The 24,989-nt window shown below is 42.5% G+C and carries 25 protein-coding genes, 2 tRNA genes and 1 other RNA gene; 14 read left to right on the plus strand and 14 right to left on the minus strand.

Features of this window, described 5'->3' with window-relative positions:
- Positions 1 to 1,080, plus strand: a complete 1,080-nt coding sequence (locus DQN58_RS05920; protein WP_006717709.1) for a TIGR01620 family protein — start codon at positions 1 to 3, stop codon at positions 1,078 to 1,080.
- 102 nt (positions 1,081 to 1,182) lie between these two features.
- On the plus strand, positions 1,183 to 2,142 hold the full coding sequence (locus DQN58_RS05925) for a sigma 54-interacting transcriptional regulator (RefSeq protein WP_006717712.1): 960 nt from the start codon (positions 1,183 to 1,185) through the stop codon (positions 2,140 to 2,142).
- An 11-nt stretch (positions 2,143 to 2,153) separates the two neighbouring features.
- On the opposite strand, the gene hflX is transcribed toward DQN58_RS05925, so the two are convergent.
- The 9 genes from hflX to orn all read right to left on the minus strand — a co-directional run bounded on the left by hflX (position 2,154) and on the right by orn (position 9,820).
- The gene (hflX, locus tag DQN58_RS05930) at positions 2,154 to 3,536 is read right to left on the minus strand and encodes a ribosome rescue GTPase HflX (RefSeq protein ID WP_006717714.1); all 1,383 of its coding nucleotides are present in this window, start codon (positions 3,534 to 3,536) and stop codon (positions 2,154 to 2,156) included.
- A 14-nt stretch (positions 3,537 to 3,550) separates the two neighbouring features.
- Positions 3,551 to 3,847: an RNA chaperone Hfq gene (gene hfq / locus DQN58_RS05935; protein ID WP_006717716.1), complete on the minus strand. Its 297-nt coding sequence runs from the start codon at positions 3,845 to 3,847 to the stop codon at positions 3,551 to 3,553.
- 116 nt (positions 3,848 to 3,963) lie between these two features.
- Positions 3,964 to 4,908 (minus strand): tRNA (adenosine(37)-N6)-dimethylallyltransferase MiaA, encoded by a 945-nt coding sequence (gene miaA / locus DQN58_RS05940; RefSeq protein WP_006717719.1) that lies wholly within the window; start codon positions 4,906 to 4,908, stop codon positions 3,964 to 3,966.
- Positions 4,909 to 4,910: 2 nt separating this feature from the next.
- Positions 4,911 to 6,761: a DNA mismatch repair endonuclease MutL gene (gene mutL, locus DQN58_RS05945; RefSeq protein ID WP_006717721.1), complete on the minus strand. Its 1,851-nt coding sequence runs from the start codon at positions 6,759 to 6,761 to the stop codon at positions 4,911 to 4,913.
- On the minus strand, positions 6,761 to 8,350 hold the full coding sequence (locus DQN58_RS05950; protein ID WP_006717723.1) for an N-acetylmuramoyl-L-alanine amidase: 1,590 nt from the start codon (positions 8,348 to 8,350) through the stop codon (positions 6,761 to 6,763). The genes mutL and DQN58_RS05950 overlap by 1 nt, the downstream gene beginning before the upstream one ends.
- A gap of 12 nt (positions 8,351 to 8,362) precedes the next feature.
- Entirely contained in the window at positions 8,363 to 8,839 is a 477-nt protein-coding gene (gene tsaE / locus DQN58_RS05955) for a tRNA (adenosine(37)-N6)-threonylcarbamoyltransferase complex ATPase subunit type 1 TsaE (protein ID WP_006717725.1), read from the minus strand.
- 163 nt (positions 8,840 to 9,002) lie between these two features.
- Positions 9,003 to 9,078 (minus strand) — tRNA-Gly (locus tag DQN58_RS05960).
- Between the two features lie 19 nt (positions 9,079 to 9,097).
- Positions 9,098 to 9,173, minus strand: a tRNA-Gly gene (locus DQN58_RS05965).
- 98 nt (positions 9,174 to 9,271) lie between these two features.
- Complete coding sequence (gene orn / locus DQN58_RS05970; RefSeq protein ID WP_006717727.1) at positions 9,272 to 9,820, minus strand: oligoribonuclease; 549 nt, start codon at positions 9,818 to 9,820, stop codon at positions 9,272 to 9,274.
- 71 nt (positions 9,821 to 9,891) lie between these two features.
- On the opposite strand from orn, the gene rsgA reads away from it, so the two are divergent.
- The 4 genes from rsgA to crr all read left to right on the plus strand — a co-directional run bounded on the left by rsgA (position 9,892) and on the right by crr (position 13,825).
- The gene (gene rsgA, locus DQN58_RS05975; protein WP_032997825.1) at positions 9,892 to 10,932 is read left to right on the plus strand and encodes a small ribosomal subunit biogenesis GTPase RsgA; all 1,041 of its coding nucleotides are present in this window, start codon (positions 9,892 to 9,894) and stop codon (positions 10,930 to 10,932) included.
- Positions 10,933 to 11,138: 206 nt separating this feature from the next.
- On the plus strand, positions 11,139 to 11,396 hold the full coding sequence (ptsH, locus tag DQN58_RS05980; protein WP_006717733.1) for a phosphocarrier protein Hpr: 258 nt from the start codon (positions 11,139 to 11,141) through the stop codon (positions 11,394 to 11,396).
- A gap of 137 nt (positions 11,397 to 11,533) precedes the next feature.
- Positions 11,534 to 13,261: a phosphoenolpyruvate-protein phosphotransferase PtsI gene (gene ptsI, locus DQN58_RS05985; RefSeq protein WP_006717735.1), complete on the plus strand. Its 1,728-nt coding sequence runs from the start codon at positions 11,534 to 11,536 to the stop codon at positions 13,259 to 13,261.
- Between the two features lie 63 nt (positions 13,262 to 13,324).
- The gene (gene crr, locus DQN58_RS05990) at positions 13,325 to 13,825 is read left to right on the plus strand and encodes a PTS glucose transporter subunit IIA (RefSeq protein WP_006717737.1); all 501 of its coding nucleotides are present in this window, start codon (positions 13,325 to 13,327) and stop codon (positions 13,823 to 13,825) included.
- A 124-nt stretch (positions 13,826 to 13,949) separates the two neighbouring features.
- On the opposite strand, the gene prlC is transcribed toward crr, so the two are convergent.
- Positions 13,950 to 15,989 carry an oligopeptidase A gene (prlC, locus tag DQN58_RS05995; RefSeq protein ID WP_006717739.1) on the minus strand — a complete coding sequence of 680 codons (2,040 nt, stop codon included), beginning with the start codon at positions 15,987 to 15,989 and terminating at the stop codon, positions 13,950 to 13,952.
- Positions 15,990 to 16,110: 121 nt separating this feature from the next.
- On the opposite strand from prlC, the gene DQN58_RS06000 reads away from it, so the two are divergent.
- Together DQN58_RS06000 and DQN58_RS06005 are read left to right on the plus strand one after the other, a co-directional pair.
- Positions 16,111 to 16,479 carry a YbaN family protein gene (locus tag DQN58_RS06000; protein ID WP_032997827.1) on the plus strand — a complete coding sequence of 123 codons (369 nt, stop codon included), beginning with the start codon at positions 16,111 to 16,113 and terminating at the stop codon, positions 16,477 to 16,479.
- Positions 16,480 to 16,531: 52 nt separating this feature from the next.
- On the plus strand, positions 16,532 to 18,070 hold the full coding sequence (locus tag DQN58_RS06005; RefSeq protein WP_006717742.1) for a peptide ABC transporter substrate-binding protein: 1,539 nt from the start codon (positions 16,532 to 16,534) through the stop codon (positions 18,068 to 18,070).
- Between the two features lie 135 nt (positions 18,071 to 18,205).
- Here the strand turns inward: DQN58_RS06005 and ribA are convergent, their stop codons facing one another.
- On the minus strand, positions 18,206 to 18,859 hold the full coding sequence (ribA, locus tag DQN58_RS06010; RefSeq protein WP_006717744.1) for a GTP cyclohydrolase II: 654 nt from the start codon (positions 18,857 to 18,859) through the stop codon (positions 18,206 to 18,208).
- A gap of 75 nt (positions 18,860 to 18,934) precedes the next feature.
- Here ribA and DQN58_RS06015 point away from each other — a divergent pair, with 75 nt between their 5' ends.
- Positions 18,935 to 19,675 carry a phosphatase PAP2 family protein gene (locus DQN58_RS06015; RefSeq protein ID WP_006717746.1) on the plus strand — a complete coding sequence of 247 codons (741 nt, stop codon included), beginning with the start codon at positions 18,935 to 18,937 and terminating at the stop codon, positions 19,673 to 19,675.
- Positions 19,676 to 19,735: 60 nt separating this feature from the next.
- On the plus strand, positions 19,736 to 20,650 hold the full coding sequence (gene nagK / locus DQN58_RS06020) for an N-acetylglucosamine kinase (protein WP_006717748.1): 915 nt from the start codon (positions 19,736 to 19,738) through the stop codon (positions 20,648 to 20,650).
- Between the two features lie 56 nt (positions 20,651 to 20,706).
- On the opposite strand, the gene DQN58_RS06025 is transcribed toward nagK, so the two are convergent.
- Complete coding sequence (locus tag DQN58_RS06025; RefSeq protein ID WP_006717751.1) at positions 20,707 to 21,291, minus strand: DUF1439 domain-containing protein; 585 nt, start codon at positions 21,289 to 21,291, stop codon at positions 20,707 to 20,709.
- 83 nt (positions 21,292 to 21,374) lie between these two features.
- On the opposite strand from DQN58_RS06025, the gene DQN58_RS06030 reads away from it, so the two are divergent.
- From DQN58_RS06030 to DQN58_RS09865, 3 genes are all read left to right on the plus strand, one after another.
- Positions 21,375 to 22,019, plus strand: a complete 645-nt coding sequence (locus DQN58_RS06030; protein ID WP_006717754.1) for a hypothetical protein — start codon at positions 21,375 to 21,377, stop codon at positions 22,017 to 22,019.
- A gap of 66 nt (positions 22,020 to 22,085) precedes the next feature.
- Positions 22,086 to 22,823, plus strand: a complete 738-nt coding sequence (locus DQN58_RS06035) for a BUD32 family EKC/KEOPS complex subunit (protein ID WP_032997829.1) — start codon at positions 22,086 to 22,088, stop codon at positions 22,821 to 22,823.
- On the plus strand, positions 22,824 to 22,952 hold the full coding sequence (locus DQN58_RS09865; protein ID WP_006717757.1) for a lipoprotein: 129 nt from the start codon (positions 22,824 to 22,826) through the stop codon (positions 22,950 to 22,952). It begins immediately after the preceding gene.
- 40 nt (positions 22,953 to 22,992) lie between these two features.
- On the opposite strand, the gene DQN58_RS06040 is transcribed toward DQN58_RS09865, so the two are convergent.
- Together DQN58_RS06040 and tesB are read right to left on the minus strand one after the other, a co-directional pair.
- Complete coding sequence (locus DQN58_RS06040) at positions 22,993 to 23,865, minus strand: ferritin-like domain-containing protein (protein ID WP_032997831.1); 873 nt, start codon at positions 23,863 to 23,865, stop codon at positions 22,993 to 22,995.
- A 16-nt stretch (positions 23,866 to 23,881) separates the two neighbouring features.
- Positions 23,882 to 24,748 (minus strand): acyl-CoA thioesterase II, encoded by an 867-nt coding sequence (gene tesB / locus DQN58_RS06045; protein WP_032997833.1) that lies wholly within the window; start codon positions 24,746 to 24,748, stop codon positions 23,882 to 23,884.
- Between the two features lie 135 nt (positions 24,749 to 24,883).
- Here tesB and ffs point away from each other — a divergent pair.
- Positions 24,884 to 24,982: signal recognition particle sRNA small type (gene ffs / locus DQN58_RS06050), an RNA gene on the plus strand.
- The last annotated feature ends 7 nt before the right edge of the window (positions 24,983 to 24,989 follow it).

Consider the following 24,989-nt stretch of genomic DNA (forward strand, 5'->3'; position numbering starts at 1 on the left):
ATGGAAAAAACGATTTTTAGTCAACAGGAGCAGGTTGAACAACAGGATGCTTTCATCGCCAAGCAGGAATTTCATGAAGAACAGGCTGTGCCGGATACGGATGCAGACAATGTGCCGTTGGAAGGTGAATTGTTAGAAGTGCAATTTGAACAAAGTGTTCAACCGCCACCGCGTTGGTGGAAACGTGCCCTGATTGGCGCCGCACTTTTATTTCTTACGGCGACAGTGGCGCAGTCCGTGCAATGGCTGGTGGATACTTGGCAGCAAAATCAATGGATCTATTTTGCCTTTTCCTTGGTGTTATGTTTAGCGGTGTTACTTGGTATTTCTGCCATCATCGGAGAATGGCGACGTTTGGTGTACTTGCGTAAGCGGGGTGAAATGCAGCATCAAAGCCGTGAATGGCTAAAAAGTGCGGTCGTTTCTCACGGTGAATTTCCAGTAGAAAGCCATCAACAAGCGATCGCATTGTGTGAGCAAATGGGCAAATTAATGAAGCTTGATCCACAACAAAGCGATTTGGCGAAGTGGCGTCAGCAAATGAACGAATCTTATTCCGTGCCGGAAGTATTGCATTTGTTCAGCCAAAATGTATTGCTCCCTTTTGATAAACAGGCCAAAAAACTGATTAACAAAGCAACGACGGAATCGGCCGCATTAGTGGCAATTAGCCCGCTGGCGTTGGCAGATATGTTTTTTATTGCTTGGCGCAACATCCGTTTGGTCAACCAAATTGCACGGCTTTATGGCATTGAATTGGGCTATGTCAGCCGCCTTCGTTTGTTGCGCATGGTGTTGGTGAATATGGCCTTTGCCGGAGCGACAGAATTGATTCAAGATCTTGGCGTGAATTGGCTCTCGCAAGATCTTACAGCTAAACTTTCCGCCCGTGCCGCACAGGGAATTGGTGTTGGTTTACTGACAGCGCGATTGGGTATTAAAGCCATGGAATTTTGTCGTCCGTTGGCATTTGAGGCGAATGAAAAACCGCGTTTATCTCATATTCATAAAGAATTATTGAGTCATCTCGGCGCGAGTATTTTTGAGAACTTGAAAGTGAAGCAAAAAGATAAAGTGTAAACTGTAAATAAAACTTGCCAAAGTGGTTGGCGATTTTTTGTTGTAACGGTATCATGACAACCGTTTTCTATTGAATGTGCTTTTTACTTCTCGAGGCTTTTTATGGCAACGTCCCCAAATATTGATGCTTTTTCTCATATCGTGACGCGAAATCCGCAAATGCAGGACATTATCGCCAAAGCGAAAAAATTTGCCTTATTGGATGCGCCATTATTGATTCAAGGGGAAACCGGCACAGGAAAAGATGTGATTGCCAAAGCTTGCCATGATTTTAGTGTGCGTCGGAACAAGGAATTTCTTGCGGTGAATTGCGCCGGTATTCCGGGAGAAGATGCGGAAACGGAAATGTTCGGGCGACGCAATAAAGATGGCGAATTTATTGGTTTTTTTGAATATGCGGATGGCGGCACGGTGTTGTTGGACGGGGTAGAGGAGTTGCCCTTAACCTTACAGGCAAAGCTGCTCCGTTTTTTAAGTGATGGCACTTTTCGTCGTGTGGGTGAGGAAGAGGAACATTACGCCAATGTTCGCGTGATTTGCACCACACAACAGCCACTACAACATTATGTAGAACAAGGCAAAATGCGCAGTGATTTATTTCATCGATTAAATGTGCTGACGTTAAACTTGCCTCGGTTGCGAGATCGCGTGGAAGATATTGAACTACTAGCTCGTCAATTTATTCGTGAAATCAGTGAAAGACTCGCCATTTCCGCACCGCACTTTGATGCTGAATTTTTACATTATCTTCAACAATATCCTTGGTTCGGTAATATTCGTGAACTCTATAATGCCTTGTACCGCGCAGTTTCTTTAACGAAAGACAATCAGTTGCGCATTGAGGATCTAGGCTTGGAAACATCAGTCTCTGTATCGCAAGAGGTGGAGGGCTTGATGATGGAGGGTGCAACCTTAGAGGAAATGGTGGGACGATTTGAAGCGGCAGTGCTGACCAAATTTTATGCCCAATACCCTAGCTCCCGAAAACTTGCCGCGCGTTTAGGGGTTTCCCACACGGCAATCGCCAATAAATTACGCCAATACGGGATTGGCAAATCCTAGTCTTCTTCCGGCTAAATTGGATTAAATGCTTCAAGTGTCGGAAAACGTTTCACCAGTTTCAGCCATTCTGTTTTTTCAAGACGAATACTCAATAAAAACTCACCATATTCACTGATTTCTTCTTTTTCCACGCAATTGAGTTCATACAGCGCATGACGAATTTTTCCTTCTGACGGTGAAAGTTGAAGTGGGAATTGGAGAATATAGTCTGTTAAACGAACACGAATAGCTTCCAATAAAAGTTCAAGGCCATCTGCAGAATTAGCCGAAATATAGACCGCACTTGGCTGGTGTTTTTCATCGTATTCGATGTGTGGCGTTACGTTTTCCAGTTGATCAATTTTGTTGTACACCAATAATCGTGGCACATCTTGTGCACCGATTTCTTCCAGCACTTGATTCACCGCCTCGATATTTTCTAATTTGCGGGGATCGGCGCAATCAACCACATGGAGCAATAATGCGGCTTCGGTGGTTTCCTGTAGGGTGGATTTGAAAGCAGAAATTAAATCGTGGGGCAAATCCCGTAGAAAGCCTACTGTGTCCGCCAAAATCGTTGTGCCGACATCTTTTAAACTGAGACGGCGTAATGTGGGATCGAGCGTAGCAAATAACTGATCCGCCGCATACACATTGGCAGCGGTCAATAAATTAAACAGGGTAGATTTTCCGGCATTGGTGTAACCCACTAAGGAAATGGTCGGGATATCTGCTTTTTGGCGCGTTTGACGATTCTGATTACGTTGCTTGGCAACTTTTTCCAAGCGATTTTGTAACTGGTTGATACGCACTTTAATTAAACGGCGGTCGGTTTCCAGTTGAGTTTCACCGGGACCACGCAACCCCACCGCACCTTTTTGTTGATCTAACCCGGTTTTACGACGCACCAAACGTGTGGCGAGGTGTTTTAACTGGGCCAGTTCCACTTGTAATTTCCCTTCGTGAGAGCGGGCGCGTTGAGCGAAAATATCTAAAATTAAGCCGTTGCGATCCACCACGCGACAATCACACAAGCTTTCTAGATTACGGGCTTGTGCAGGCGTTAACGTATGATTTACTAAAATTAAATCGGCTTGGTATTGTTTGACCGCATCGGCAATTTCTTCCGCTTTGCCTTGCCCAACAAAATACTTGGCTTGTGGCGAGCTGCGGCTACCGGTAATGACGGTGAGAATCTCTGCCTGGGCAGATTTGGCGAGGAGTTGAAATTCGTTTAAATCATCTAAATTTTTCTGCCCATCAAAAAAACAGTGCACGATAATGGCATAGTTCAATGCGTGATGTTCATTTTTTTGGGGATTTTCAGACGCAAAAAGTGCGGTGGAAATTTCTGCAGAATCCACCGCACTTTCAGTTAAACGTTGTTGAGTTAAATTACCGAGTAAATTAGCCAATATTTTCCGCTTTGTTATTCTGCTTGAGCATCAATATTGTTTTCTACAGAAGGAGTTTCCTGTTGTTGTACTTGGTGTTGTTGCTGTTGGTTCGCATTGTGATGCGCGACAGAACGTGCTGGAACAACAGTTGAAATTGCGTGTTTATAAACCATTTGATTTACGGTGTTTTTCAACAAAATCACGAATTGGTCAAACGATTCGATTTGCCCTTGTAATTTGATACCGTTTACTAAATAGATTGAAACGGGAATGCGTTCACGACGTAGTGCATTCAAGTAAGGATCTTGTAGAGATTGTCCTTTTGCCATTTTTCTTTCCTTCTTTTTGTAAAAGATGATGAATTAAAACAATACAGCAAGCTGTATGCCTCCGCGAATCAATATAGCAACAATTATATTGAAAGTCACTAGGCGCAATCTGTGTTTTACGCTTTCGTTGAAACCGAGGTTAATACTTTTTCAAGGGCTTGAGCCGGTTGCAAACTATCCAACCATTGAATCGGTGATGTCCAACCACGTAGCCAAGTGATTTGGCGTTTTGCTAATTGGCGGGTGGCGCAGATACCACGAAAAACCATCTCATCGTGGTCATAATCACCGCGTAAATATTCCCACATTTGGCGATAACCCACACAGCGAATAGACGGCAGGTTCTCGTTTAAGTCGGGACGACGGTACAATTTTTCGACCTCTTGCTGAAAACCAAGTTCAATCATTTTGTGAAAACGCTGCTCAATTCGAAGATGTAAGACCTCTCGTTGTTCCGGTGCAATCGCAAATTGCAGAATGTCATACGGCAAGGCTTCGCCTTTTTGTGCTGTTAATTGCGTTAAGGTCTTACCAGTTAAATAAAAGACTTCTAATGCGCGGTTAATCCGCTGCGAGTCATTCGGGTTAATACGTTGTGCTGAAATCGGATCGATTTTACTGAGTTCTTGATGTAATCCACCCCAACCGATAAGTGCTGCTTTTGCCTCAATTTCCGACCGCACTTTGTCGTCTGCGGAGGGGAGGGGCGACAGACCTTCCAATAAGGCTTTGTAATACAACATTGTGCCGCCCACCAATAAGGGAATTTTGCCTTGTGCGCTAATCTCTTGCATTTCGCGTAAAGAATCTGTGCGGAAATTCGCCGCAGAATAACTTTCCGCCGGATCGCAAATATCAATTAAGCGATGAGGTGCCAGTGCCAGTTCGGCTTTTGAGGGTTTCGCCGTGCCAATGTCCATGCCGCGATAAATCAGGGCAGAATCGACGCTGATAACTTCCACGGGAAGCTGTTGGTGCAACTGGATCGCCAAATCCGTTTTACCGGAAGCGGTTGGCCCCATTAAAAAAATCGCTAAAGGTTTGTGTTCTGAATGCTGCATAGTTAGCGGGTTAATTGAGTTAAATAAGGCTGCCAGTCAATTTCGACGAGTAAATCTAACAGGCGAATTTGCTTCTGTTTCGCGAGTAACTGTTCTGTTTCGGTGAGTAAATTTACCGCATCGGCAAGCACGGTGATTGGCGGGGAGGCTAAAGGTGCCAAAAGTGCGGTCAAAAATTCAGGTAAATTTTCGAAAGATTGATCTAATAACGACACAATCATGTGTTGTAAGTTTTGTTGGCGCAAATGTGCCGATACTTTTTGTAACGTAATTTTATGTTGCGCTGCTTCTTCCATAAAAACAAAGCCGACTTGCTCGAAATAGGTTTTTTGTTGAAGCCATGCCTGCCATTGCGCATCTGATAAACGGAAAATAATCGGAATCAACAATGGTTGAGAGGTTGGTAACAAAGTTAAATTCAGCGTTTGTTTGAGTTGTTGCAAACGCGCAAGCGAGAGCAAATAAAAACGTTGTTCTTGCTGTAACAACAAGGCTTCATGTTGAATTAATGCAAGGGCGTGCAAGAAATTGGTATTTGGTTTTTTGACTTCGGTTACGTTGCTTTGCACGAGTTTTTCCGAAGACGTCCACAATGCGTTATGCGCCTCGAGTACCTTCGGTGTTATCGGCTCACGAGGGGACGAACCACCATAAAAGTGCGGTGGATTTTTTTGCTGTTTTGGCTGTTCGTGATATCGGTTTTCCGAGTAGGCATTCGCAGAATAAACTGTTGTCGGTTGGGCAAATATATTTTGTCCCGCAGCCGAGCGATTAGGTTTTGTCTGTGTGGAAACTTCCCATACACCGGCAGGTTCTTCCACGCCACATTCTGTTGGCGGTGTATTCAACGGTATTGGCTCGGAGGCTAATGCATTGCTGATGCCTTGGGTGATGAAATCATGTACCAAACGAGATTGCTGGAAACGCACTTCATGTTTGGTAGGATGTACGTTCACATCAATATCATTTGGATTAAGATCAATAAACAGCACAAAAGCAGGGTACTGCTCGTTGGTTAAATAGTCGGCATAGGCTTGTCGAATAGCGTGGGTAATGATTTTATCGCGCACCATTCGCCCATTTACATAACAATAATTTAAGTCATTTTGCGGACGATGAAAGTGGGGCATAGCTACCCAGCCGGACAAATGCAGATCATCGTGTTTCCAATCAATTTGCAACGCATTCTGAATAAAATCATCGCCACAAATCGCCGCAACACGTTTTAATTTTTGTTCATTCGTGACCGCACTTTTGTATTGGCGTAATACTTTGCCATTATGTGTGAGGGTAAAGTTGATATTAAATTTGGCTAATGCAATACGGCGAATGACTTCATCAATATGAGAAAATTCGGTTTTCTCGGAACGTAAAAATTTGCGGCGGGCAGGGGTGTTAAAAAATAAATTTGCCACCTCAACCGTTGTCCCCACCGGATGGGATGCGGGTTGAATGGTGGTTTCCATGTCGCGTCCTTGGGCATAGACCTGCCAAGCTTCGTTTTGTTCTGCAGTACGAGAGGTGAGGGTTAAACGAGAAACGGAACTGATACTGGCAAGAGCTTCGCCACGGAATCCCAAGCTTAAAATGGCTTCCAAATCGGCAAGATCAGCGATTTTACTGGTGGCATGACGGGCAAGCGCTAAAGCCAATTCTTCCTTGGCAATGCCAATGCCGTTGTCGCGAATCCGAATAAGGCTTGCGCCACCGTTTTCTATATCAATTTGAATTTTATCGGCACCGGCATCCAGGCTGTTTTCCACCAATTCTTTTACCACCGAAGCAGGGCGTTCTACCACTTCTCCGGCAGCAATTTGGTTGGCTAATTGTGGCGATAAAATACGTATAGTCATTATTTTTTCCCTGGATTATCGTCAAGCAGTTGGATTTTTTGTCCGCTTAACACTTTGCCATCTTTTAATTTAGGATTTAATTTCAACAGTTTATTCGGTGAAACTTTATATTCACGCGCGATGGAGTAAAGCGTTTCATTTTTTTGCACCGTATGGAATTTCGGTATCGCTTCTTTGACTTCCACCTTATTTTTACTTTGCTCTTTCGGCTTAGTAGGGCTGTTATTGGATTTCTCTTGTTTTTTATTTTTTTCTGTAGCCTTAGTTTCTGCCGGTTTGGTTTCCTTGGCGTTTGGGGCGTTTGTTTTTGGTGTTTTCTCTGTTTTTACCGACTGAGTTGGTTTTGCTTCTTCTATTTTTGCATCTCCTGGAATTTTGAGGGTTTCACCCACCAAGAGTTCTTTTCGCTTGAGTTTATTGAGCGTAAGGATGTCAGCAGAGGAAACTTTATATTTTAGGGCTAATTTACCTAAGGATTCGCCTCGTTTTACGCTGTGACGAATGCCACTATCTTTAATGTCGACAGATTTAATCTCTTGGGGTTTTTCCTGAGAAACTTGTGTTTGACTCTCTTTTTCTTCAACGTTTTCCTTGACGTTATTTTTGCCGTTACTTGGAATTTTAATGGTTTCGCCGATTCGTAATTCTTTGTGTTTTAATTTATTCAAAGCAAGAATGTCCGCTGCTTTTACGCCGTATTTGGCGGCAAGTTTTGTTAGACTTTCCCCAGATTTTACGGTGTGGCGTAAGGCGCTATCGTTTGTCTCAAGTGCGGTAGATTTTTCATCTGTTTTTGCCGTGGCAATTTTAGGTTCGTCTTTATAGTTTTTACGGCGGTATTCCACTAGACCGTTGTAAATGACTTGGGCGATTTTTTTACGGTATGCCGGCGTACTTAATTTAAGCTCTTCTTCTTGATTCGATAGAAAACCGGTTTCTACCAAAATGGAGGGAATATCCGGTGAGCGCAAAACACCAAGGCTGGCATGACGTGGTGTTGGACGGCTTAAAGAGGCAATTTGGGAAAAATGGCGTAAAACGATATTGCCCAATTCATATCCTACGCGTTGGCTATGACCAAATTGTAAATCCAATACGGTTTGATCTAAGTATTTTTCATTATGTGAAGCAAGCACGTTACCGGCACCGCCGAGTAATTCCGAGCGTTTTTCATGATCTTCCAGCCATTGCCCCATTTCATCATTGGCGCGGCGATTGGAGAGAACCCACACAGAAGCGCCGCGTAAATTCGGGGTTTCGGAGGAATCGGCATGGATGGAAACTAAATAGTTGGCTTTATATTTGCGGGCGATTTCTGAACGCTGTGGCACGGAAATAAAATAATCGCCGTTACGGGTAAGTACTGCACGGAAGTGAGGATCTTTATCCAGTAACGCTTTCAATTCTTTGGCGATGGAAAGTGTGACATTTTTTTCATAAATTTTGAGATTGTGTCCGATTGCGCCGGGGTCTTTTCCGCCATGGCCCGGGTCGATCGCTATCGTCCAAGTATTATTTGCAAACGCCGAGAGTGCAAAAAAGAAAAGGCTGTTAATCAAAAGAAATCTAAACATCGTTTTGGGTTTCATTGTGATAAAAGGTTAATTCAGTTTTTCAATAATGTGTCGACCGGTTTCAGATTTAGCAATTAATTCAATATTGCGGGCATGTTTGGCGTAATGAATATTGACGAGTAAATCCGGTGCAGAGAGCAAACCGACACCTTTTTCAGCCCACTCAATTAAACAAATTGTGTTTTCTGCGAAGTAATCTCGGATGCCCATAAATTCAAGTTCTTCCGGATCAGACAGGCGATATAAGTCAAAATGATAAATATTTTTTCCTGAAATTTTATATTCTTCCACGAGCGTATAAGTAGGGCTTTTTACATTGCCTTGATAACCCAACGCTTGAATCATGCCACGGCTTAGTGTGGTTTTTCCCGCACCGAGTTCTCCGTTTAGATAAAGTGTAATGCCTTTATGATTTGGCACTTGGCAAATGGCATCAATGAGTTTTTTGCCAAAATCACACATGGCATTTTCATCAGAAATATATTGAATTAATGTTTCAGTCATCTTCTTCGCCGATTGAAAAATAAGGCTGGATTGTACCGCACTTTGAGGGAATTATGTAGTTTTATGATTGCGTAACGTTGCCAAGAGTCATGGCGCAAATTTCATCATTAAAGTTGCGAACTAGGCAAAAAAAATCCCCCGCAAAAGCGAGGGATTGTGAATTTGGAGCGGGAAACGAGGCTCGAACTCGCGACCCCGACCTTGGCAAGGTCGTGCTCTACCAACTGAGCTATTCCCGCAGAGATTTGATGTTGAGAATGGAGCGGGAAACGAGGCTCGAACTCGCGACCCCGACCTTGGCAAGGTCGTGCTCTACCAACTGAGCTATTCCCGCATTCACATCAAATGAATGAGACGGCATTATACGAATATTTTTAGGCAGTGCAAGTATAAAATCATGAAAATGATGCGCTTGTTTATATATTCGTCGATTTAGTCCATCTTTAAAAAATGTTCTCGATAGTAAGCGAGTTCTTTGATGGATTCGCGAATATCGTCTAAGGCCAAATGGGTGTTTTGTTTACTAAAGCCGTCCAGAATTTCCGGTTTCCAGCGGGCGGCTAATTCTTTTAATGTACTGACATCAAGGTGGCGATAGTGGAAGTAGTCTGCAAGCTCGGGCATATATTTAAAGAGAAAGCGTTTGTCTTGTGCCACACTGTTGCCACAAATCGGTGATACCCCTTTCGGCACGTATTTTTTGAGAAAATCTAAGGTTTGTAATTCGGCGGCGCGTTCGGTTAATTTGCTGTTTTTAACACGTTCAACCAGCCCATTGGCGGTGTGGGTTTTCACGCACCAGTCGCTCATTTTATTGAGTAATTCGTCAGATTGATGGATGGCTAAAACAGGGCCTTCGGCAAGAATATTTAAATTTTTATCGGTCACAATCGTCGCGATTTCAATAATGCGTTCTTTTTCCGGATCTAAGCCTGTCATTTCAAGATCAATCCAGATCAGATTTTGTTTATCTAATGTCATTATATAAGGTATCCTATGCGAAAATTTTCCTTATTCTAGCGAAAAACGCGAGAAAAAACGACCGCACTTATATGAGTAAACCTAAATTAACGCAAAATCAAAAACGCCGAATTCAGTCCAATAATCATAAGGTATTACATCGCCATCAGAAGAAAGACATTGATTGGCAGGATGAGATGTTGGGCGAGTCGCAGGATGGCTTGGTTGTTACACGCTATGCCCGTCATGCGGATGTAGAAAATGTGCAAGGCGAGATTTTTCGTTGTAACTTGCGTCGTACATTAGCGAGCGTTGTTGTAGGGGATCGCGTGATTTGGCGGCAAGGCAATGAACAATTGCAAGGGGTGAGTGGCGTAATTGAAGGGGTTCATGGGCGCAAAAATGAAATTTCCCGTCCGGATTATTATGATGGCATTAAAGTCATCGCTGCCAATATTGATCGTATTATTATCATTTCTTCCGTACTGCCAAGTTTGTCACTGAATATTATTGATCGTTATTTGGTGGTATGCGAAGAAGCCAACATTGAACCAATTATTGTGTTGAATAAAGCCGATATGCTGACGGAAGAACAATGGCAAGACGTGGATTCACAGCTGAAAATTTATCGTGATATCGGCTATCAAACGTTGATGGTTTCAGCGCAAAATAAAAAAAATCTGGAAAAACTGACCGCACTTTTATCGGATGGCGTGTCTATTTTTGTAGGGCAATCCGGTGTGGGAAAATCCAGTTTGATTAATGCCGTTTTGCCGAATGTGGCGGCGCTGGTCGGGGAAATTAGTTCAACCTCGGGTCTTGGACAACACACCACGACCTCTTCTCGTTTATATCATTTACCGCAGGGTGGTAGTTTAATTGATTCACCGGGCATCCGTGAATTTGGTTTGTGGCATTTGGAAGATGAGCAGATTACAAAAGGTTATCGAGAATTCCAAACCGTGCTGGGCACCTGTAAGTTCCGTGATTGTAAGCATTTAAATGATCCCGGATGTGCCTTACGTCAGGCGGTAGAAGAAGGCAAGATCAGTGCTGTTCGCTATGAAAACTACCATCGCTTGTTGACCAGTAAAAAGGAAATGAAATCGCAGCGACATTTTTCTGCTGAATAAAGGTGGTTTACCATTTTTTAGGTATGACATGTTAACTTTTAGTTAATGAAATGACCGATTTTTCTTTTTTTTTGTGATCTAATTCAAATTTTAAGCCAAATCGCCTTGCGCATTCATTGTGTTCGTCTGATACTGCATCATATTTATTTTTATTATTTAAATAAATATTTAACGAATCCCATCCACTTTTTCCAGAGGAAAATCATATGTATTCAAAAGATGTTGAAATCACAGCACCTAACGGCTTGCATACTCGTCCGGCGGCACAATTTGTAAAAGAAGCAAAAGCATTTGCCGCAGATATTACAGTTACTTCTGCAGGAAAAAGTGCGAGTGCAAAAAGTTTATTTAAATTACAAACATTAGCCTTAACTCAAGGGACGGTGATTACGATTTCTGCTGAAGGTGAAGATGCGGAAAAAGCGGTTGAGCATCTTGTTGCATTAATTCCTACGTTAGAATAATTCTGTCGCCATAATTTGCGTTCTTATGTTTTTAATAAAAGCATGGAGAGCCGTGAGTTATGGCTTTGTTTTATTTGTTCGGTGATTGATTTTTGTTCAATTTACATCAATGAATTTAGATAATAGAGAAGGTCATTATGATTTCAGGAATTCCAGCCTCTCCCGGCATTGTTTTTGGTAAAGCGCTTGTCCTTAAAGAAGAAAAAATTGTTCTGGATACGCAAAAAATTAAAGAAAGCCAAATTGATGCCGAAATCGCGCGTTTTTATGAAGGGCGCAGTGCGGCAGTTGAACAATTAAATTCAATTAAAGATCGTGCTTATGCTTCTTTAGGGGAAGAAAAAGCGGCGATTTTCGAAGGCCATTTAATGATTCTGGAAGATGAGGAGTTAGAGGAAGAAATTCTTGATTATCTTCGTTCAAATAAGGTGAATGCTGCCGTAGCTGCCAATGTAATTATTGATCAGCAAGTCGCCATGTTGTCTGAAATTGATGACGAATACCTAAAAGAACGTGCCGGCGATATTCGCGACATTGGCAATCGATTGATTAAAAATATTTTAGGTATGCACATTGTTGATTTAGGCGAAATTAATGAAGAAGCGATTTTAGTTGCCTATGATTTAACGCCGTCTGAAACGGCACAGCTAAATTTAGACAAAGTGTTAGGTTTTGTGACGGATATCGGCGGTCGCACATCACATACGTCCATTATGGCACGTTCTCTTGAGTTGCCTGCAATTGTAGGGACGAACAATGTTACTGAGTTGGTGAACACAGGTGATTTCTTAATTCTTGATGCCTTAAATAATGCGGTTTACGTTAACCCTTCCCAAGACGAAATCCAGCGTCTAAAAACGTTACAAGCGAAGTTAGCAGAAGAAAAAGCCGAATTGGCAAAATTAAAAGATTTACCGGCATTGACGTTAGATGGACACCGCGTGGATGTGGTGGCCAATATTGGGACCATTCGCGATGTTGAAGGTGCCGAGCGTAACGGCGCAGAAGGCGTGGGTTTATATCGTACTGAATTCTTATTTATGGATCGCGATCAGCTACCAACCGAAGAAGAGCAATTTATTGCTTATAAAGAAGTAGTAGAAGCCATGAATGGTAACTTGGTGATATTGCGTACCATGGATATCGGTGGAGATAAAGAATTACCGTATTTGAATTTGCCGAAAGAAATGAACCCATTCCTCGGTTGGCGTGCTATTCGTATTGCGTTGGATCGTCGTGAAATTTTAAATGCGCAATTAAGAGCGGTGTTACGGGCATCCGCTTACGGTCGATTAGCCGTTATGTTCCCGATGATCATTTCTGTGGAAGAAATTCGAGAACTTAAATCTGTGATTGAAGAATTAAAAGTTGAATTACGTAATGAAGGCAAAGATTTTGATGAAAATATTCAAATCGGTGTTATGGTGGAAACCCCATCCGCTGCGGTGAATGCCAAATTCTTAGCAAAAGAGGTCGATTTCTTCAGTATTGGTACGAACGATTTAACCCAATATACGTTGGCTGTGGATCGTGGCAATGAACTCATTTCTCATTTGTATAACCCAATGAGTCCGTCTGTGCTGAATTTGATTAAACAAGTCATTGATGCGTCACATGCGGAAGGAAAATGGACCGGTATGTGCGGTGAATTGGCTGGTGATGAAAATGCCACGATCTTACTATTAGGTATGGGCTTGGATGAGTTTAGTATGAGTGCAATTTCTGTGCCACGCATTAAGAAATTAATTCGTAACGTCAATTATCAAGATGCAAAACTCTTAGCTGAAAAAGCGTTACAGCAACCAACGGCAGCAGAAATTGAGCGCTTAGTTGCTGATTTTTTAGCAGAAAAAGCATTAAATTAGATACAATTTTCGCTTTTTAAGCTAGAATACGACTAGATTTTAAACTTCAGGAGATGATAAAAAATGGGTTTATTTGACAAACTATTTGGATCAAAAGATAAGAAAGCAGTTGATGTAGAAATCTATGCGCCGCTTTCCGGTGAAATTGTGAATATTGAAGATGTTCCGGATGTTGTTTTCTCCGAAAAAATTGTTGGTGATGGTATCGCAATTCGCCCAACCGGTAACAAGTTGGTTGCTCCGGTGGATGGCGTCGTAGGTAAAATCTTTGAAACCAATCACGCGTTTTCTATGGAATCCAAAGAAGGCGTTGAGTTATTCGTTCACTTTGGTATTGATACCGTTGAATTAAAAGGTGAAGGTTTTACTCGCGTGGCGCAAGAAGGTCAAAGCGTTAAACGTGGTGACACCATTATCGAATTGGATTTAGCTTTATTGGAAGCCAAAGCGAAATCTGTGTTAACCCCAGTGGTGATTTCCAACATGGATGAAATCAGCAATATGGAGAAAAAATCCGGTGAAGTGGTTGCCGGTGATTCCGTTGTGTTGGTGTTGAAAAAATAAATAGATTTTAAAGCAGTGAAAGGCTTACTTGTTATGAGTAAGCCTTTTTTATAAGTTCAAAAACACATTGAATAATGACCGCACTTTGATTGCCGCAAAAGTGCGGTCATTTTTTTCAGCGTTTTTAGTTTTCAATACCTTTGTGACGCAGCAACGCATCTAACTGTGGTTCACGGCCACGGAAGTTTTTGAACAAGGTCATCGGTTCTTCAGAGCCGCCTTTGGTGAGAATTTCATCCAAGAAGGATTGACCTGTTTGTGGATTGAAAATCCCTTCCTCTTTAAAACGCGAGTAGGCATCTGCCGATAAGACTTCCGCCCATAAATAGCTGTAATAGCCTGCCGCATAGCCGCCGGCAAAAATATGGCTGAAACTGTGCGGCATTCTTCCCCATTCTGCGCCAGGGATGACGGCAACTTGGCTTTTCACTTCGTGTAACATCGCTAACACTTGATTTTGCTTGCTCGGATCAAATGTGTGGTGCAAGCGGAAATCAAATAGCGCAAATTCTAATTGACGCAAAACAAACATTGCCGCTTGGAAGTTTTTGGCTTTGAGTAATTGGCTGAGCTTTTCTTTTGGTAGCGGCTCTCCGGTTTGATAATGACCTGAAATGAACTGTAGCGCCTCTTCTTCCCAGCACCAGTTTTCCATAAATTGGCTCGGCAATTCCACCGCATCCCAAGGTACACCGTTAATGCCGGCAACATCGGCTACATCAATTTGAGTCAACATATGATGCAATCCATGACCGAATTCATGGAATAGCGTCGTGACTTCATCATGCGTGAATAAGGCAGGTTGATCGCCAAGCGGGCGGTTGAAGTTACAGGTTAAGTACGCCACTGGTTTTTGTAGGCTGCCGTCAATCTTTTTACGACGACCGATACAATCATCCATCCAAGCGCCACCGCGTTTATGTTCACGAGCGTATAGGTCTAGATAGAAACTGCCGCGTACCTCGTCTTTTTCATCAAGCAAATCGAAGAAACGGACATCTTTATGCCAGGTTTCGACGCCATGGCGCTCTACCGCGCGAATATTGAAAATGCGTTTAATCAATTCAAATAAACCGCTCAATACGCGATCTTCCGGGAAATACGGACGCAATTCTTCATCGTTAATGGCATATAAGTGCTGCTTTTGTTTTTCGCTGTAAAAAGACAGATCCCAAAGTTCAAGTGTGGTCAAATTATAGTGCGTTTTGCAGAAGTCTTTTAATTCTTGTAATTCACGTTCGCCTTGGGCTTTAGAGCGTGTGGCGAGATTTTCTAAGAAATCCAACACCTGCTGAGGATTTTCTGCCATTTTGGTGGCGAGAGATAATTCGGTGTAAGTGTTGAAATCCAATAATTTGGCTAATTCCACGCGTAGGCTAAGGATCTCCTGCATAATTGCCGAGTTATCCCATTTACCGGCATTTGGCCCTTGATCGGAAGCGCGGGTGGCAAAGGCACGATACATTTCTTCGCGCAATTCACGGTTTTCACAATAGGTCATGACCGGAATATAGCTTGGGTATTCCAAAGTGAAGCGATAGCCGCTGACACCTTTGCTTTCCGCAGATTGTTTAGCTGCTTCCAGTGCCGATTCCGGCAAGCCTTTGAGCTGGCTGACATCTTCAACGATCTTTTCCCAGCCCATGGTGGCGTCTAATACGTTATTGCTAAATTGTGAATTCAGTTCGGACAAACGGGCAGCAATTTCGCCATAGCGTTTTTGTTTTTCTGGCGGCAAGGAAATGCCCGATAATTTGAAATCGCGTAGGCTGTTTTCAATGGCTTTCTTTTGCGCTTGAGTATAACCGGCAAATTCAGGGCTATTTTTTAATTGTAAATAGGCTTCATATAATCCCTGATGTTGACCGAACCACGTGCTGTATTCGGCTAATAATGGCAAGCAAGCTTGATAGGCTTCACGTAATTCCGGGCTATTTTTCACCGAGTTTAAATGAGAGATTGGCGACCATACTTTGCTGAAACGATCACCGGCTTCGGTTAACGGTAGAATGAAATTTTCCCAAGTAAAGTGCGGTTGATTTACCACGCGTTCTACCGTTTCGCGGTTTTCTTGAATAAGTTGTTTGATAGCGGATTCAATGTATTGCGGTTCAATTTTAGAAAATGCCGGAAGTGCGGTTGGCGTCAGTAATGGGTTTGTCATTAAGCTATCCTTAATATAAATAAACGTAGTGAGTAAAATTGGGCTCGATTTTATGATTTCAAGCTTGAAAAATCTACCAATTCAATTATTATTGCGAATAATTTTTATTTTGAGGTGTGCAATGAAATACTTTTACATTGGATTAGGGTTTATTTTTTTAGCGTTAGGTCTTATTGGTATTGTTGTGCCTATTTTTTTGCCGACCACGCCATTTTTGCTTTTAACGTTGTTTTTCTTTACAAAAGGTTCGACACGTTTACATAACTGGTTTGTGGGCACAAAGATTTATCAAGCACATTTAAAAGATTTTCATGAACAACGCGCTTTAACTAAAAAAGCCAAAATCTACATTTTGAGTTTTTCCACTACGATGTTGTTAATGGGGTTTTATTTCACACCAAGCATTGTCGGCAAAAGCATTATCATGAGCGTGTTATTGATTAAATATTGGTTCTTCTTTTTCTGGATTAAAACCCTCGAAGCAGAATAAGCTTCAAACATTCGTGTATAATGAGCGCAACTTATTTCATGAATGTATTTCAATGCGTAATTTCCTCTTTAAAAGTGCGGTGCTTTTTTTAGGTGTTTTTTTTCTCAACGGATGTGATGAACACGCTCAAAAGCCCGCCGAATCCTCTCTAACGGTTGATGCATCTGCAACGCCGGAATTCTCTCAATCCCGTCGCCAATTATTGGTTCGCGGTGTTTACTCCGATTTATTTCTCAACCCACAACAAGCATCTAACATTGAGCAAGCTGCCTTTTTGCGTGATCTTTTTGAAGGATTGGTGATTTACGATACCAAAGGCAATATTGTTCCGGCAGTGGCGGAAAATTGGCAAACTCAAGACAATAAAACGTGGCTATTTAGGTTACGCGAAACTGCTAAATGGTCTAATGGTGAATCCGTGACGGCTCAGCAATTCGTGGCAAGCTGGCAGGCATTGGCGAAATCTAACAGCCCGCTAAAAGATTATCTGGCGTACATGAATCTGCTCAATGCGGAGAAAGTATTAAAGCAAGAACTGCCACCAGAGGCGCTGGGAATTGTGGCGGAAAACGACCGCACTTTACGTTTCACTTTAGATAAACCGACACCGTATTTGCCACAAATGTTGGCTCATAGCAGCTTGTTGCCGCAATATTTAAAACCTCATGAAGGCATCGTGACCAACGGGGCGTATCAAGTCAGCGGTCAGCAAGGTGAACGCATTCATCTCGAACAAAATCCTCACTATTGGGCGAAAGAAAAAGTTTCCTTCAAAAACGTGGATTATCAAAAAATCACCTCAACACAGGAGGTGAGTGCGTTAGATATTGTGTGGCAACCGCAACAATACGTTGAACAGACACAATATTTCCCGCAACTCTGTACTTATTTCTACGTGTTTAATTTCAACATGCCACAATTGGCACAAAGTTCGGTGCGTAAAGCTTTAGCGATGCTGACGTCTCCTCGCCGTTTACTGCCTGAAAACCCAAGTCGGTTCTATTTAACGGATAATTTTTTACCGCAGTCTATGCAAACGGTAGAAAGTCGTTGGGAACAAACACCGGTAGAACAATTATTGAGTCAAGGTCAAATTAGCGAAAAAGCCCCGTTAAAACTGACGTTAAGCTACGATCAGTCAGAACTGCAGAACCAGTTAGTTCAAGGGCTGATTCGTATGTGGTCGCAGTCGGATATGATCCGAATTATTGGCGAAGGCATGTCGAAATCACAGCTATTGGAAAATATTGCCAAAGGCAATTTCCATATTGCCCGTTCCGGTTGGTGCGCTGATTATAACGAACCCTCCGCATTTTTAAGTTTGTTTTATAGCCATAGTCCAGATAATAAAAGCGGTTATCGTAACGAAGAAGTGGATCGTTTGTTTGAGCAAAGCTTGAAAGTGATTCCATCGCCAGAACGCACCGCACTTTATAGCAGAATTGAGCAAATTTTGCAGGAAGAAAATGTGGTGTTGCCACTATATCAGTCTCGGGTCCCTGTTTATCTTCATCCAACCTTAAACGGTTACGACTCAGCCAATCCAACAGAGGTTATTTACAGCAAGGATTTGTTCCGACGGATTGAGTAAAGTGCGGTGGAAAATAAGAACATTTATTTAAGTGTTAAAAGTATGCTTGGATAGATATTTGAGATAACCGCCTATAGAAAAACAAAAAGCACAAACGCAATGAACGTTTGTGCTTTTTTATCTAATGTGAGGCTGTTATTTTTTCGGCACTTCTTCTTGGCAATAGGGGCATTCCATTAAATGTTGTTCGCCGTTATGCACGATAAAATGGCCCATTTTTTTAGCTTTGGTATCCAAATAAGCGGTGTTATAGCGGTTTTCGCCAACATTCAGGGGTACACGTTCTACCACATTGATACCGGATTGTTTCATGGTTTCGATTTTTTCCGGGTTATTGGTGAGTAAGCGAATTTGTTTGACGCCCAACAAATCGAAAATGTCTGCACACACGCCAAAATTACGTTCATCGGCAGCAAAGCCCAAAGCCAAATTAGCCTCGATGGTATCCATGCCCTTATCTTGTAAGGAATAAGCGCGAATTTTGTTAATTAAGCCAATGCCACGACCTTCTTCACGGTGATAAATCAATACGCCGCGACCTTCTTGTTGAATTTGGCGTAAGGCGGCGGCAAGCTGGAAACCGCAGTCGCATTTTAAACTATGCAAGGCATCGCCGGTGAGACATTCGGAGTGGATGCGTGCTAAAACGGGTTCCTCTGAATGGCTGATGTCGCCGAAGACTAAAGCAACATGTTCTTTTTTCGTGTCGGGAAATTCAAATCCCACGATTTTAAAAAGTCCGAATTCTGTGGGTAAATTTGCTTGGGCAACGAGTTCAATTTTTGCCATAACGTATCCTTATTTTGTCCTTATTCTTTTTCTTTTGCCGGGTTCTGGTGATAAAATGGCGGCTCAATTTTATCTATGGTTATGAATATGTTAAAAAGGTTGTCATTATATACACTATTGCTTTGTCTTGTCCCTCTTTTTGTCTGGTTGTTCTCTTGGCAGTGGAGTGGCAGTCTCATTTTTGAAGACTACGAGCATCCTTTATATTGGTTGACAGAAAGTGGGAGTGTGCCTTACGCCATTATCACTTGCGGCGTTTTTGCGTTGCTTTTTTTACCATTATTTCCTCAGCGAAAACAATGGGTTTTAGCTGTTGCTGTAATGGCTTTTTCAATGGTTGTGACACAAGGATTGAAATCCGGGTTGAAAAACGCGTTTACCGAGCCTCGACCTTTCGTGACTTATGTTGCTGACCAAACCGGCACAAGTACCGAGGCTTTTTATGCGCAAGATCGTAAAGCTCGGGCGCAATTTGTTGAGCAATTTTATCAAACGCAAGCATCTGTACCGGAATGGATCAAAGGGCATTACGCAAGCGAAGTAGGCTATTCTTTTCCATCCGGGCATACGATTTTTGCAGCCAGCTGGCTTATGTTAACGGTGGGATTCGTACAATTAATCGGTAATCGAAAAGGGCGTGCAAAATTATTAATTGCATTTATGAGCTGTTGGGCGGTGTTGATGCTGGTCAGTCGTTTACGTTTCGGCATGCATTATCCGATTGATTTATTGATTTCTGTGTTAATTGCCTGGTTAGTACATTGGGTAATTTTTGCATTTTTAGCGAAAAAACAGTATTTCCAAAAAACGGAATAAGTAGCTAAAAGTGCGGTAGGTTTTTCAGGTATTTGTTAAGTCGTGTAAAAGGAGAAGCGTATGTTATACGGGCTTGATATTGGGGGCACCAAAATTGAATTAGCGGTGTTTAATTCTCAGTTAGAGAAGCAATATAGCGAGCGGGTGGAAACGCCGAAAAACAGCTATGAAGATTGGTTGAATGCCATTGTCAATTTAGTGAAGAAAGCCGATGAAAAATTTGGTTGCAAAGGGTCTGTGGGGTTAGGTATTCCGGGTTTTGTAAACCAAAGTACCGGTATTGCTGAAATTACCAATATTCGCGTGGCAGACAATAAACCTATTTTGCGCGATTTATCAGCTCTTTTAGACCGTGAAGTCCGCGCCGAGAATGATGCAAACTGTTTTGCGTTATCGGAAGCTTGGGATGCTGAAAATGCACAATATCCTTCGGTGTTAGGCTTGATTTTAGGCACCGGTTTTGGGGGCGGATTTGTATTGAATGGTAAAATTCATTCAGGGCAAACCGGTATGGCTGGTGAACTAGGGCATTTACAGCTGAACTATCACGCGTTGAAATTACTCGGCTGGGATAAGGCGCCGATTTATGATTGCGGTTGTGGCAACAAAGCTTGTTTGGATACCTATTTATCCGGTCGTGGTTTTGAAATGCTATACCGTGATTTGAAAGGCGAAGCGTTACCGGCAAAAGACATCATTCAACGTTTCTATGCGGGCGATAAAAGTGCGGTGGATTTTGTCGGCGTTTTTGTTGAGCTTGCGGCGATTTCTATCGGCAACATTATTACGGCTTTCGATCCGCATCTTGTCGTACTCGGCGGAGGATTATCCAATTTCGATTATTTATACGAAGCGTTGCCAAAAGCGTTACCTCCGCATTTGATGCGTAGCGCCAAAGTACCGGTGATTAAAAAAGCCAAATACGGTGATTCCGGCGGCGTACGTGGTGCGGCTGCATTGTTTTTATCCCGCTAATGATGATTAAAAATAAAAAGGCTGAATTTATTTCAGCCTTTCTTTTTTCTTTGAGATTATGGTTTTAACAAATTATCAATGGTTTCGACTTCCAGTCTGCCTTGTTCTACACGAATGGCTTTGGCGACTTGCTTGATCATTTTATCCCGAGGATTCTTTTCATCCAGCGTATAAATCGGTGTACTGCTCAAGTAAGCGGAAATATTACTGGCAAGTAGGGGAATGAGGTTTTGCACTTGCCCCATATACTGTTGTGGCGAGCCGGACCAACGAAGCACACGAATATCTTTCAAATAGACGGCGCCTTTTTGTGCATCATAATAAGGTACCGTGTCGAAGGTGAGATTCAGTTTGGCAGAAAATTGATCAGTCGGGAGTTGAAATAATCCATCAATGATGCCACTTAACTCCAATCGTTTTTCTGCGTTTTGCCCAATTTTGGCGCTGAAATCATGCAAGTTGTAGTTCACACTAGCTAGGCCGGGAATGCCGTAACTGTTTTTATAATGATTATGTTGTTTGAGTAATTGGTTTATTTCGCTTTCGCCGATAGCTAAGGCAAAAGCGGAAGTTGAGCATGTTAATGTCATAAAACAGGCACAAATGAAAGTCATGCCTTTTTGTTTTAACCATGTAAACATAGATGTTCTCCAAAGTGTAAGGTTTAAAAAAAATCAAAAAACGGTTAAACTAGACCGCACTTTTATTGGTTTCAGGAGTTTTTATGCGTCAATATATCGTCAAAGCAACACTATGTTCTTCAATTTTATTGCTCTCTGCGTGCGGATCTTTATTTCCGTCGAGCAACACTCACAAACCGGGAGCGGTGGTTGAGGCCGGCTCAACATCCGCGCCAACGTTTGATGTTAATGCCTTTGTACAAAAAGCGGAAACATTGCCACGCTTTGAATATACGCACAACAATACTCATTATGTCGCGTATCTTAATGGACAACCGGAATTGATTAAAGTTACGCACGACGGTGAGAATAAATTATTTTTCTATAAAGCCGGAAAAGTGTCTGCTGTGCAAGAAAACGGGAAAGTGTACAGCGTAAATGATGCCAATGAATCGCATAACGCGTTCGTCGCCGAAGGGACTAAATTGTACAAAATGTTGGGAACAAACAGTGCAGATAAAGGAGCGGCTAACGTAAAAACCGGCAATGATGCCAAATTGAATTACCTTTGCATCGCTAAAATTCAGCAGGTTGCACAAACGTCACGTGTATTTCGTAGTTCGGCAAATCATGCTAACAGCGATTCCCGCCTTACCGCTGATGTTCGTTTGAACGGCAATCAATTTTATAAAATGGATTGTCAATTAGCCGGTGATCGTGTAGCTAAATTAAGTTTAATTAAAAAATAGCACGGGCTATTTGCTTAAAAGTGCGGTTAATTTTGACCGCACTTTATGTTTGTGGGGAACGAAAATATGTCGCAATTATCCGCATTACCTTTTGAGGAATATGTTCAGCAAGTGCTTGCCGAGCATAAAGGTGAGCGCGTATATCATTTTACTTATAACGATAAAGATTTTTGGTTGAAACAACCGGAACAATTACACGGTGTGTGGCATTTTTTGAAGCCGAAACCGAAACAAGCCTTTAAAAACGAAATTCAAAGTTTGCAATATCTTGCGGAACATCAAGCGCCGGTTCCTCACCTTGAAATGTTTGGTGAGGATTTCTTGGTGTTGGAAGACGGCGGAAACAGTGTGGCGCATTGGATGGGGCTTCATCTTTCCGAACAACAAAAACGTGTTATTTTATTGGATGCGGCGGTGGCATTGGCTGCATTACATCAGCAAGGGTTGGTGCACGGACGTCCAGCGATTCGCGATATTCTATGGCGTGATGGTCAAGTGTTGTTTATTGATTTTGAAGTGAATGCGACTAAGCGGGCTTTAAGTAAGCAAAAAGCGCGTGATTTGTTGCTGTTTATCTATAATTTATGTCGTGAAGATGAATTGTCCGATGAGATCATTTGCGATGTTATGCGAAAATACCGTGAATGTTGCGAGCCACAGGAGTGGCTGGATATGTTAGCATCCGTAGAGCATTATCGTTGTATTTATTATTTATTGCTGCCCTTTAAATCGATCGCCAAGCGAGATCTTATCGGGATTTACCGGCTATACCGGAATATTGAACAAGTGAAAAAGGAGGACTAAATGAAAAAAATCATTATGACATTATTTATTGTTTTGAGTCTCAGCGCCTGTTCCGTCGGTGTAGGTGTTGGTGGCGGTTCTAATGGTGTCGGCGTAGGCGTTGGTGTTGGCACCGGCGTTCGATTCTAAAAAAATGCCCGATAATGTTTCTTATCGGGCATTTTATTTTTTACTGTTTAACATACGACTTTAATGTCTGTTCCACTTCATAAATCCAATCTAATTCATGTTGCGTGAACCCTGCTTGTAAACGGGCATCAGTATTGATTACCCCTTTAAAAATCACAATACGATATTTATGTAGCAGTTCGGTAAAACATTTCATAGCCTCTAATCCGCGCTTGGCGGAAAGTGCGTGATACCAATGATTACCGATATAAACGTGTCCGATTTCATCCGTTAAAATCACATCTAAAATTTTGACGGCGGCCATATCTTTCCGTTGCGCAATTTTTTCTTGTAACACAGGCGTGGCATCCAGCCCTCGCGCTTCCAGTACACGCGGCACTAATGCCATACGTTCCCAAATATCATGCGCGGTTGCCTGTGCCATTTCCCATAAACCGGCATGGGCTTCAAAATCGCCGTATTGATATCCAAGCGTATGCAAATGCGCGTTGACTAAGGAAAAATGGGTGCTTTCTTCACGTGCGACACGTAGCCAATCCTTTACAAATGCCATGCCTTCGCCTAATTCTTGTTGCGCATTTCGGCCAAACCGCCAAGCTGCATCTAAGCCTAAATTAATGGCATTAAATTCAATATGGGCAATAGCATGCAACGTTGCGGCATAACCTTCTTCTGTGGCGAAAGAACGTTTCGGCACATCTTTCGGTGCAACGAGCAGCGGCTTCTGCGGAATACCGGCAAGATCCATTTGTGGTGTTATTTCCGGAAAATCGGATAATTCCGTCAATTTAATCTGCGGTAATAGCTCATCATAGAGATGATTTACTAAGCGGCATTTTTCTAACGGATCCGTGGTTTGTAGTGCCGTGGTGACGGCATGCCAAAAATCTTGAGCAGCATAAAGTGCGGTCATTTTTTCCCTCATTTTTTTATTGTTCTTCCGGAACGTAACGAATTAACCCTTCTTGTTGTGTGGTGGCAATGAGTCTGCCATCTGCCGCAAAAAATTGACCACGTGCAAGGCCGCGGGCGGCATAGGCGTTGTTGCTTTCAATGGCATATAACAGCCAATCATTCATATCAAACGGGCGATGGAACCAAATAGAATGGTCGATGGTGGCAACTTTCATGCCTTTTTGTAAAAAGCCTTTTTCATGGGGATGAAGTGCGGTCAAAATGCAATGAAAATCGGAGAAATAGGCAAGCAGACATTGTTGAATGCGATAGTCTGTCGGTGCTTCGCCATTGGTGCGTACCCAAGAGTATTGTTGTGGTGGTAGTTTATGTCCGCGGAACGGGTTATTTAAATATTTGGTGCGAATATCAAATGGACGCTCTGCCGTAAATTTATCGCGCACGGCTTCCGGAATGGTTTGTGCCATTTGCTGAATGACCGAGCTTTCTGACATGAGGGCATCAGGTGCTTCTACCTTTGGCATCTCGCTTTGGTGTTCAAAGCCTTGTTCCAAGGTTTGGAAAGAGGCGGTGATATGACAAATCGGTGATTTATGTTGAATAGCTTTTACCCGCATCGCCGTGAAATTTCTGCCCTCGCGTAAAATTTCGACGTCATAAATAATCGGATATTGACTGTCGCCCGGCGAGAGAAAATAGGCGTGGCAAGAATGTAAAAAACGATCTTGAGGGGCGACTTGAATCGCTGCAGAAAGTGCCTGCGCCACGACTTGACCACCAAACACTTGGCGAAACCCGAGATCTTGGCTTGCGCCGCGAAAAAGTAAATCGTCGATTTTTTCCAGTTTTAACAGTTCGATAAGTTGGTTAAGTGCGGTCATGATTTTCCTCATTTGTTTAAAGTTCAGGCTGTTCTGATGTGATCCGGAGATAACATTTGCAATTCAATAGGGCTTATTGCATAATGCGAAGCCTTAATCGCACTATCAAATCTTGCGGTTAATTCAATGGAAACCTTTTCGGTCCCTCGCAATGAAGTCTGGTTTACCAGGTCAGGTTCGGAAGAAAGCAGCCAGAGTCAGAATTTTCGTGTGCCGAGACTAAGCCGGAAAGGTTTCCACC

Origin of the sequence: Aggregatibacter segnis ATCC 33393, from assembly GCF_900476035.1 — a bacterium.
Lineage (GTDB): Bacteria > Pseudomonadota > Gammaproteobacteria > Enterobacterales > Pasteurellaceae > Aggregatibacter > Aggregatibacter segnis.

What these genes read in the sequence shown, in the direction of transcription:
- DQN58_RS05920 (WP_006717709.1), top strand. Translation starts at nt 1, where the DNA reads ATGGAAAAAACGATTTTTAGTCAACAGGAGCAGGTTGAACAACAGGAT.
- DQN58_RS05925 (WP_006717712.1), top strand. Translation starts at nt 1,183, where the DNA reads ATGGCAACGTCCCCAAATATTGATGCTTTTTCTCATATCGTGACGCGA.
- hfq (WP_006717716.1), bottom strand. Translation starts at nt 3,847, where the DNA reads ATGGCAAAAGGACAATCTCTACAAGATCCTTACTTGAATGCACTACGT.
- miaA (WP_006717719.1), bottom strand. Translation starts at nt 4,908, where the DNA reads ATGCAGCATTCAGAACACAAACCTTTAGCGATTTTTTTAATGGGGCCA.
- mutL (WP_006717721.1), bottom strand. Translation starts at nt 6,761, where the DNA reads ATGACTATACGTATTTTATCGCCACAATTAGCCAACCAAATTGCTGCC.
- DQN58_RS05950 (WP_006717723.1), bottom strand. Translation starts at nt 8,350, where the DNA reads ATGAAACCCAAAACGATGTTTAGATTTCTTTTGATTAACAGCCTTTTC.
- tsaE (WP_006717725.1), bottom strand. Translation starts at nt 8,839, where the DNA reads ATGACTGAAACATTAATTCAATATATTTCTGATGAAAATGCCATGTGT.
- orn (WP_006717727.1), bottom strand. Translation starts at nt 9,820, where the DNA reads ATGACATTAGATAAACAAAATCTGATCTGGATTGATCTTGAAATGACA.
- rsgA (WP_032997825.1), top strand. Translation starts at nt 9,892, where the DNA reads ATGAGTAAACCTAAATTAACGCAAAATCAAAAACGCCGAATTCAGTCC.
- ptsH (WP_006717733.1), top strand. Translation starts at nt 11,139, where the DNA reads ATGTATTCAAAAGATGTTGAAATCACAGCACCTAACGGCTTGCATACT.
- ptsI (WP_006717735.1), top strand. Translation starts at nt 11,534, where the DNA reads ATGATTTCAGGAATTCCAGCCTCTCCCGGCATTGTTTTTGGTAAAGCG.
- crr (WP_006717737.1), top strand. Translation starts at nt 13,325, where the DNA reads ATGGGTTTATTTGACAAACTATTTGGATCAAAAGATAAGAAAGCAGTT.
- prlC (WP_006717739.1), bottom strand. Translation starts at nt 15,989, where the DNA reads ATGACAAACCCATTACTGACGCCAACCGCACTTCCGGCATTTTCTAAA.
- DQN58_RS06000 (WP_032997827.1), top strand. Translation starts at nt 16,111, where the DNA reads ATGAAATACTTTTACATTGGATTAGGGTTTATTTTTTTAGCGTTAGGT.
- DQN58_RS06005 (WP_006717742.1), top strand. Translation starts at nt 16,532, where the DNA reads ATGCGTAATTTCCTCTTTAAAAGTGCGGTGCTTTTTTTAGGTGTTTTT.
- ribA (WP_006717744.1), bottom strand. Translation starts at nt 18,859, where the DNA reads ATGGCAAAAATTGAACTCGTTGCCCAAGCAAATTTACCCACAGAATTC.
- DQN58_RS06015 (WP_006717746.1), top strand. Translation starts at nt 18,935, where the DNA reads ATGGTTATGAATATGTTAAAAAGGTTGTCATTATATACACTATTGCTT.
- nagK (WP_006717748.1), top strand. Translation starts at nt 19,736, where the DNA reads ATGTTATACGGGCTTGATATTGGGGGCACCAAAATTGAATTAGCGGTG.
- DQN58_RS06025 (WP_006717751.1), bottom strand. Translation starts at nt 21,291, where the DNA reads ATGTTTACATGGTTAAAACAAAAAGGCATGACTTTCATTTGTGCCTGT.
- DQN58_RS06030 (WP_006717754.1), top strand. Translation starts at nt 21,375, where the DNA reads ATGCGTCAATATATCGTCAAAGCAACACTATGTTCTTCAATTTTATTG.
- DQN58_RS06035 (WP_032997829.1), top strand. Translation starts at nt 22,086, where the DNA reads ATGTCGCAATTATCCGCATTACCTTTTGAGGAATATGTTCAGCAAGTG.
- DQN58_RS09865 (WP_006717757.1), top strand. Translation starts at nt 22,824, where the DNA reads ATGAAAAAAATCATTATGACATTATTTATTGTTTTGAGTCTCAGCGCC.
- DQN58_RS06040 (WP_032997831.1), bottom strand. Translation starts at nt 23,865, where the DNA reads ATGACCGCACTTTATGCTGCTCAAGATTTTTGGCATGCCGTCACCACG.
- tesB (WP_032997833.1), bottom strand. Translation starts at nt 24,748, where the DNA reads ATGACCGCACTTAACCAACTTATCGAACTGTTAAAACTGGAAAAAATC.